At 74.7% G+C, this 7623-nt stretch carries 6 protein-coding genes; all 6 read left to right on the top strand.

Annotation, left to right across the window (positions count from 1 at the left end; translation table 11 throughout):
- The first annotated feature begins 302 nt into the window (after window positions 1–302).
- The 6 genes from ACWGJ2_RS19450 (at window position 303) to ACWGJ2_RS19425 (ending at window position 7623) form a co-directional block, all read left to right on the top strand.
- The gene (locus ACWGJ2_RS19450) at window positions 303–1046 is read left to right on the top strand and encodes a response regulator transcription factor (protein ID WP_453347359.1); all 744 of its coding nucleotides are present in this window, start codon (window positions 303–305) and stop codon (window positions 1044–1046) included.
- Between the two features lie 235 nt (window positions 1047–1281).
- Window positions 1282–2043: a sensor histidine kinase gene (locus ACWGJ2_RS19445; RefSeq protein WP_453347358.1), complete on the top strand. Its 762-nt coding sequence runs from the start codon at window positions 1282–1284 to the stop codon at window positions 2041–2043.
- 770 nt (window positions 2044–2813) lie between these two features.
- Window positions 2814–3353 (top strand): MMPL family transporter, encoded by a 540-nt coding sequence (locus ACWGJ2_RS19440; RefSeq protein ID WP_453347357.1) that lies wholly within the window; start codon window positions 2814–2816, stop codon window positions 3351–3353.
- Between the two features lie 221 nt (window positions 3354–3574).
- Entirely contained in the window at window positions 3575–4723 is a 1149-nt protein-coding gene (locus ACWGJ2_RS19435) for an acyl-CoA dehydrogenase (protein ID WP_453347356.1), read from the top strand.
- Between the two features lie 294 nt (window positions 4724–5017).
- Window positions 5018–6187 carry an SDR family oxidoreductase gene (locus tag ACWGJ2_RS19430; RefSeq protein ID WP_453347355.1) on the top strand — a complete coding sequence of 390 codons (1170 nt, stop codon included), beginning with the start codon at window positions 5018–5020 and terminating at the stop codon, window positions 6185–6187.
- A complete protein-coding gene (locus tag ACWGJ2_RS19425; RefSeq protein ID WP_453347354.1) occupies window positions 6184–7623 on the top strand; it encodes an aspartate aminotransferase family protein in 1440 nt (479 codons plus the stop codon). The genes ACWGJ2_RS19430 and ACWGJ2_RS19425 overlap by 4 nt, the downstream gene beginning before the upstream one ends.

Below are 7623 nucleotides of genomic sequence, written 5' to 3'. Positions count from 1 at the left end.
GGGGCGCCGGTGTTTCCGGGGCCCCCCGGCCGCCCCCCAGCCCCCCCACCGGCGCGCGGGGGGCGCCCGCCCCGGGCGGGCCACGTCCGGGCACTGCCGGGCGCGGAAGCCGACAACCAGGACGGCGGCCGGACAACGGGCGGACGGTGCCGACGGGCGGACGGGCGATGGGTGCAGTCGGCAGCGATGGTCGAGCCCGCACCGCTTCCGTCCTACGCTCGGAGGAAACGCCGCGCGTCCGGGAACGTGCCCGCCACGCGCGTCGGCCACGGGGGTTCCGGGGGAATTCGGGGGAAACGAGCATGCGCGTGTTGGTGGTGGAGGACGACGAGCACATCGCGGGCCCGCTCGCGGAAGGGCTGCGCCGGTTCGGACACGAGGTGCGGCATCTGCACGAGGGCGGGCAGGCGGTGGCCTGCGCCCAGGAGGCCGACTTCGTCCTGCTGGACCTGGGCCTGCCCGACCTGGACGGGCACGAGGTGTGCCGGAGACTGCGGGAGAACTCCTCGGTGCCGGTCATCGCCGTGACCGCGCGCGAGGACGAGCTGGACCGGGTGCTGCTGTTGCAGGAGGGCGCGGACGACTACGTGGTCAAGCCGTACAGCCTGCGCGAGCTAATGGCACGGATGGAGGCGGTGTGCCGCCGGGCGCGCGGCAACCGGCGCTGCGCGGGGGAACGGGAACCGGGCGGCGAAGGCCCCGGGGAGGACGAGGACGGCACGGACGCGGGAGCGGGAGCGGGCCGCGCTGTGCGCCGCTACGGGCCGCTGGCCGTGGACGCACGGGCCCGGCGCGCCACGGTGGACGGGCGGGCGGTCGAGCTGACCCGCAGGGAGTTCGATCTGCTGGCCGCGCTGATGTCGGACGCGGGTGCGGTCCGGCTGCGCGAGGACCTGATCAACGAGGTGTGGGACACGAACTGGTACGGCTCGACCCGCACGCTCGACGTCCATGTGGGCACGCTGCGCGGAAAGCTGGGCCACCGGCAGTGGATACGGGCGGTGCGCGGAGTGGGCTTCCGCCTCGCCCTTCCCGGGGCGGCGTGAACCGGAGCCCGGGACGACGGTGCGGGGGTCGGGGGCCGGGGGCCGGGGCGGGACGCGTGACGGGAGCGTGCGTACGGCGGTGACACGGGGACGGTAGGCGCCGCTACCGCTTCCGTACGGCTTCGGGACCACGTCTGCCCGAAGACGGCCCCTGGGCGGGGCCCTCGGACGAATGGGCTGTGCCGGCCGTCGCCCCGATGGCCGGTACCGGCCGGGGGAAGGAGTGGAAGTCTCCGTGCGACACCGCTGTGTGGCCGTGCTGGCGGCCGGGGCGCTGCTGGCGCTGCCGCTGGCCGTGTATCAGCGCTGGCGTCCTGTACGTCGGGCCGCGGCCCGCAAGGCGTTCCTCACCGACGCCTCCCACCAACTGCGCGGCCCGCTCCAGGCGCTGCGGCTGCGGCTGGAGAACCTGGAGCCGCACCTGGCCGACGAGGGGCTGCCGGGGCTGGAGCATGTGCTGTCGGAGGCGGACCGCATGAGCCGCATCCTCTCCGCGCTGCTGACCATGGCGCGCAGCGAGGGACGCCATGTCCCGGTCCGGTCCTTCGACGCGCTGGCGGTCGTGCGGGAGCGGGCCGCCGCGTGGCTGCCGGAGGCCGAGGCGCGGCAGGTGACGCTTGAGGTGGCGGGTGAGCCCGTCGTGGCGGCGGCCGTGCCCGGAGCCCTCGACCAGATCCTGGACGTGTTCCTCGACAACGCGCTGGCCCTCGCACCGCCCCGCTCCCGGGTGCGGCTGGCCGTGCGCGCGGACAGCCGCCACGTGCGTGTCTCCTGCCGGGACGAGGGTCCTGGCATGAGCGCGGCCGAACGCCGGCACGCGTGCGAGCGCTTCTGGCGCGGCAGCGACACGGCCCCCGGTGAGGGCTCCGGTCTCGGCCTGGCCATCGCCTCGTCGCTGGCCCGCGCCAACAGCGGGCGGCTCACCCTGGACGCGGCCCCCGGAGGTGGCCTGGAGGCGGCGGTACGGCTGCGGGTCGGGGCACGGGGTCACCGCTGAAGGCGGTGGTGTGGTGCGGCGGCGCTTCGGCGTCGCCGTGGCCGCGCGAGCACGTCGCATCCCTGGCGCACCCTTGCCACCGCGCTGCATCCGCGCTGAACGCCCCCTGCGAGACGGCTCCTTACGCTGACGCGCATCCGGCAGGTCTGCCCCGACGGCAGCCCGAGGAGGAGCCGTGGTCTCCCACTCCGCGCCGCACACCGCACCCCCGTCGGCGTCCGCTCCCACACCCACCCCCGCGCCCGCACCCGTGCCGCCGAGCGCCCAGAGTGCCGGGGCGGGGCGGACGTCGCCGCTGGAGCGGTTCGGCGCGTGGCTGGCCCGGCGGCGGTTGCTGGTGCTGGCCGCAGCCGTGCTCGCGGTCGCCGTCGCGGTGCCGTTCGGGGCCGACGTCGAATCCCGGCTCTCCCAGGGCGGGACCACCGCGCCCGGCTCGGCCACGGCGCGTGCCGAGTCCCTGCTCGAAGCGCGCTTCGGCTCCGGCTCCCCGCACCTGGTGTTCCTGATCGAGACCATGAGCGGCGGGACCGGGATGAACGAGGTGGACGACCAGCGCGTACAGACACGGGGCCGCCGCCTCACCGCGCGTCTGAACCGGGTCCTACCGGGCCGGGCGCCTGGTCGTACCGCCCCGCGCCTCCTCGGCCCGCTTCCGCTCCGAGGACGGCGGCACCTGGCTGTCGGTCGTCTCCCGCACCGAGCCCTACTCGACGGAGGGCCTGCGCCTGGTCCGTGCCGTACGCGGAACCCCGGCGCCCGCCGGAGCGCTGGTGCTGCTGTTCCTGTTCACCGGGAGCGTGCTCATTCCCGTCAAGGCGGTCGTGCTCAACCTGCTGAGCCTCACCGCCACGTTCGGCGCGATGGTGTACGTCTTCCAGGAGGGGCATCTGCCGTGGCTGGCGGGCGACTTCACCGTCACCGGTCTGGTCGACGTGGACACACCAGTGCTGATGTTCCGCGTGGCCTTCGGGCTGTCCATGGACTACGAGGTGTTCCTGCTCTCCCGCGTCCGGGAGGAGTATGTGCGGACCGGTGACAACACGGCGGCGGTCGCCCGCGGCCTGGAGCGCACCGGCGGACTGATCACCGCGGCGGCGGCGCTCGTCGCGGCCGTGCTGCTGTCGTTCGCCACGTCGGGCCTGACCCCGCTGAAGCTGCTCGGTACCGGCCTGGCCCTGGCGGTGGTGATGGACGCGACGCTCGTACGGGGCGTCCTGGTGCCCGCCGTCATGCGGCTCGCCGGGCGGGCCAACTGGTGGGCGCCCGCGCCGCCGGCCCGACTGCACCGGCGGTTCTTCCTCGCGGAGTGACGGACGGGGCGGAGCGAGGGACAGGCGCGTACGTCACGCACTCGTCAAGGATTCAACCTTGCCGGAGTCCTTACCCCCGGCTGCATCCGCGCTGCACGTCTCCTGAAGAGCGCGTTCCTAGGGTGATGCCTCATGCACCGGCCGCCGTCGCCGGAGAAGGTGGCGACAGGGCGCGCGGTGCTGATCGGTCAGTCCAGCCAGCGACGCACGGGGGGTGCCCGGTGGGCACACGGTATCTGGAGCGCGAGAGAGAACATCTGCGCCATGTCCTGCCCGGCCTGGAGGAGTTCCTCGCCGTCACGCCGCTCGACGAGCTGGAGCGGCCCGGCAGCAAGGCGCTGACGGCGTTCCGCGCCGCAGGGGGCCCCGGGCTCGTGGTGCCCGCCGAACACGGCGGGAAGGGCGCCGGTCTGCTGAGCGCCGTACGGGTGCAGCGCGCGGTGGGGTCCCGCTCGCCCTCGCTGGCCGTGGCCACCACCATGCACCACTTCTCCGTGGCCTCGCTGGCGGAGGCCGCCGCCGCGAGCGGCGGCCCCGAGTGGATGCTGCTCGCCGCCGTCGCGCACGACAATCTGCTGCTGGCCTCCGGCTTCGCCGAGGGCACCACGGGTCAGGGCGTCCTCTCCCCCGCCCTGACCGCGCGCGTGGAGGGGGAGGGCGCGGACGGCAAGATCTGGCTCAGCGGCGCCAAGAAACCGTGCAGCCTGGCGCGTTCCATGGATCTGCTGACCGCGTCCGTGGCCCTGCCGGGCCCGGACGGCGGCGCCCCGAGTCTGGCGGTGGTGCTGGTGCCGGCCGACGCGCCCGGGGTATCGGTGCGCCCGTTCTGGAAGAGCCCTGTCCTGGCGGGCGCGGAGAGCGACGAGGTCGTGCTGGAGGACGTCGAGGTACCTCCCGAACTGGTCGTACGCACCGGTGTCACGGAGGACGGCCGTCTCGACCGGCTCCAGACCGCGGGCTTCGTGTGGTTCGAGGCGCTGATGACCGCGAGCTATCTGGGGGTCGTCTCCGCGCTGGTCGAGCGCGTCCTGGCCGTGCCGAAGGCCGGGGACGCGGTACGGGCCGAGGCCGCGACCGCCGTGCACGGCGCCGTACTCGCGCTGGAGGGGGTGGCCCGCAAGGTCGCAGACGGACTGCACGAGACCGTCCTCGCCGACGCGCTCGCCTGCCGCTACACCGCGCAACTGCTCATCGGCCGCGTCGCGGAGCAGTGTGTGGAAGCGCTGGGCGGCATGGCGTTCCTCTCCTCCGGTGACATCGCCTGTCTCAGCTCCGCCTGCCGCGCGCTGGCCTTCCACCCGCCCGCGCGGGACCGCATGGCCACCGCGCTGGCCGAGCACTTCACGGGCCGCCCGCTGCGCATCCCCTGAGACCGCGCCCCGGTCTTTGACAAGCCCTGTCCCGCCCCCCGGTCCACCACATCGCGGCGCCGCCGTCGGCTCCCGTGTCCGGGTGCTGTCGCCCGGCTCGGGGTGCGCGGGGCCCGTCCGCGTCCGCTTCTTCCGTCTTCCGCATCGCGAGGTGACACGCCCGTGTCCATGCCCGTATCCGCTTCGTCATCCGTTTCCGCTTCGACGCCGCCCGTATCCACTTCTTCACCGGTCGCCGCCGCGTCGGCGCCGGCTCCCTCTCCCCTGTCCGCACCCGCGCCCACACCCGTGTCCGTGCCCGCTTCCGTGGCGCTGCCCGCCGCTCCACCGGCCGCGCGGCCGACCGTGCTGCTCACCGGCGGTTCCGGTGTCATCGGCACCGCGCTGCTGCCGGAGCTGGCCGACTGCCACGTCATCGCCCTCACCCACCGGGCGCCCTGCCCCGGCGCCGACGAGCAGGTGCGCGGCGACCTGACCGCGTACCGCCTGGGGCTCGGCAAGGCGGACTACGCCGCACTGGCCCGCAGGGTGGACGTGGTCGTGCACGCCGCCGCCGTCACCGGGTTCAGCAGCGGAGCCGACACGACTCACCGGCTCAACGAGGCGGGTACGCGCCGGATCGCGGACTTCACCGCCGACGCGGACGCACGGCTGTACCACCTGTCCACGGCCTTCGTCGCGCGGCGCGAACTGACCAGGGCCGGGCTCGGCAAGGACACCGGGGACGCCTCCGCACGCCCGGAGGACTACGTGGACTCCAAACGCGCGGGCGAGGCCGTGGTCCGCGACAGCGGCGTCCCCGCGGTGATCGTCCGCCCCTCTGTCGTCATCGGGGACTCGGTGACCGGGCACATCTCCGCCTTCCAGGGCATGCACGCCGTGCTGCTGTCCCTGCTGCGCGGGCTGCTGCCGCTGCTGCCCGCACCCCGGCACTCGCGGGTCGACTTCGTGCCCTGCGACCTGGTGGCCCGCGTGCTCGCCAGGCTCGTCGCCGAGGGCCGCACCGGGGGCGAGGTGTGGGTGACCGCGGGAGAGAACGCGATCGCCGTCGAGCGTCTGCTGGAGCTGACCGCGAAGGCCGGTGCGGAACTGGGGATCACACCCGTCATGCCCCGCATGGTCGGCCAGGACATGGTCGACAGGCTGATCCGCCCGGTGTTCATCAGCACGCTCCGGCCCGGGATGCGGCGCCGCTTCGACGACATGCTCGCCCTGACCGCGCTGTTCGCCGACGCCGGTCCCTTCCCCACCAGTCTGGGGGCCGCGCCCGTCGCCGCGCCCGTCGCCGTGGCCGCTCCGAGCACGGCCGAGGTGGAGACCGCGCTGCTGCGCACCGTCACCCACCTGGCCCGCGCCAAGGGCCTCGCGCCCGCGCACGGCGCGCGGCACCACGGCGGCGCGCACACGTGCCGTACCGCCCCCGGCGCCGCGGCCGGGCCGGGCGAGGAGCTGCTTGCCGGATGAGCACCCACCGACACCACGCCCCGCCCCATCCCGTGGAGGGGCTCCACCCCGTCGGCGGAGCGCGGGGCCGCACGGACCATACGGACCTTACGGGCCGCACCGACCGCACCGGCCGCACCGGCCCCGCCCGCCGCGACAGCGTGCTGGAGAGCCCCGAAGCGGTGCTGGACGCCTACCGTCGGCACGTCAACCACGGCCGGGCGCGGCTGGCCGCGCTCACCGGCTCGGTGGTGGAGGTCGCCTCCGAGGGCACCAAGGTGTGGGACACGCACGGCAAGGAGTACCTGGACTGCTCCGGCTACGGCGTCTTCCTCCTGGGCCACCGCCATCCGCGGGTGATGGAGGCGGTGATCGAGCAGATACACCGTCACCCGATGGCCACCCGCCTCCTCCTGGAGCCCCGCGTCGCCCGCGCGGCAACGGCCCTCGCGCGGGTGACCCCGCCCGGCCTGGACCACGTGCACTTCGTGACCTCCGGCGCCGAGGCGACCGAGACCGCCATCAAGCTCGCCCGCGCGCACGGCAAACGGCGCCTCGTCTCCGCCACCGGCGGCTACCACGGCAAGACCGCCGGTGCCCTGAGCCTGACCGCCGAGCCGCTCTACCAGGACCCGTTCCGGCCGCTGCTGCCCGCCGAGCACGTGCCCTACGGAGACGCGGCGGCACTGGAGGCGGTGCTGCGCGAAGGCCCTGAGGCGTGCGTGGTGGTCGAGCCCGTGCAGGGCGAGGGCGGAGTGATCGTGCCGCCGCCCGGCTACCTCACCGACGTCCAGCGCCTGTGCGCCCGCCACGGGGCGCTGTTCGTCCTGGACGAGATCCAGACCGGTCTCGGACGGCTGGGCAGCTGGTGGGGCGCGGACGAGGAGGACGTGCGGCCCGACATCCTGCTGGTGGGCAAGAACCTCTCCGGCGGCGTCGTGCCGGTGGCGGCGGCGGTGGCCACCGCGCAGGCGTACGCGCCCTTCGACCGCGACCCGTTCCTGCACTCCTCCACCTTCGCCGGGGCGCCGGTGGCGATGGCCGCCGCCGAGGCGGCCGTGCACGCCATCGAGGAGGAGGGCCTGGTGCGGCGCGCCGCCGATCTCGGCGACACCCTGCTGCGTCTGCTGCACGAGGCCCTCGCACCGCTGCGGGGCACCGCGCTCGTGGACATCCGCGGACGCGGCCTGCTGATCGGCATCGAACTCGCCGACGAGGGCCTGGCCGGGGAGCTGTTCCTCCAGCTCGTCGACGCGGGCGTGCTGGTCAACCACTCGCTCAATGCCCACCGGGTGCTGCGGCTGACCCCGCCCGCGCTGCTCACCTCCCGCGACCTGGACACCCTCCGCGAGGTGTTCACCACGGCGGCCCGCGCCCTGGCCCGCACCAACGCCGCAGGGCACGGCACCGCACACACCAGCGTCACCACCGTCTCCACCGTACGGAAAGGGATATGA

Source organism: Streptomyces sp. NPDC054796 (assembly GCF_053611545.1).
Note: the sequence above shows the minus strand (reverse complement) of the source record. Positions and strands in the feature narration are given on the sequence as shown.